This is a genomic window from Thalassotalea sp. G20_0 (assembly GCF_017744175.1).
Classification (GTDB): Bacteria; Pseudomonadota; Gammaproteobacteria; order Pseudomonadales; family Endozoicomonadaceae; genus Endozoicomonas.
The window spans coordinates 1-861 of sequence record NZ_JAGHQV010000302.1 but is presented as its reverse complement, the minus strand read 5'-3'; the positions used below and the strand labels follow the sequence as shown (position 1 = coordinate 861).

The 861-nt window shown below is 50.9% G+C and carries 1 protein-coding gene; it reads left to right on the top strand.

The window, feature by feature from the left end; translation table 11 throughout:
• Nucleotides 1-22 precede the first annotated feature (22 nt).
• Nucleotides 23-861: M26 family metallopeptidase (locus tag J7438_RS26175; RefSeq protein ID WP_209278959.1), on the top strand; the 839-nt coding region annotated here is incomplete at its 3' end.

Here is an 861-nt window from a genome sequence, read left to right as displayed (position 1 = left end):
GTCCCGGAACAACCCAATACCCGTGGATGATAGTAAAGCACTGGGCAAAATCGGAAGTAACGATAACTATCCCATGGACGCCCACTATCAACAGAGAAAAAGCTTCAGCCATAACACCGGCGTTCCGGTTGGCAGTGAAACCAAGCCATTTAAGGGTCATTTCGACGGTGGGTGCCATACCATAAGCGATCTGAAGGACTGCTTGTTTGGTGAACTCGGGTCCGGTGCCGACGTTAACAATCTGCTTATTGCCAATACCAACATTGATGATCTACCCAAAAAGCAGCACTCTGCTGTATTGGCCTGTAAAATGTCCGAAGGATCTGCGGTCACTGATGTCCGGGTTGAGCATGCCAACGTTTCATTCAGCAAACGGAAAGTTCTAGGGCAATACAGCAGCATCGGGGTGATCACCGGGCTTCAGGAAAAAGGGAGCATTCTGAGAGACATTGAGATTGTTGACTGTTCAGTCACTTCTTCAGCGATGCAAACCTTCACCGGAGCCGGGGGAGGATTGGTTGGTGGTCGCATCGAGCACATGATCGTTAGAGACAGTGATGTTACCAGCGAAGGGGGCTCTTCTCCAACGGCTATAGGTGGTGGGGCGGTCACTGGCCAGATAAAACAACTCACCGTAGTCAACTGTAATGTCAAAACGACGGGAAGAATCGGCGGGGATGCTGCGATTGGTGGAGGGCATGTTGGCAGGCTGCATCCGACTGTTGGTGGCAAGGTGAGCGAGCTTGTTGCCCTGAATAGCCATGTCAGTACAGAGGGTGAATACAGCTTTGCTGCTATTGGCGGTGGGTTTCTCCCTAATAGTCAAAGTGAAATCAACGGCATAACGGCTATCGGTTGTTC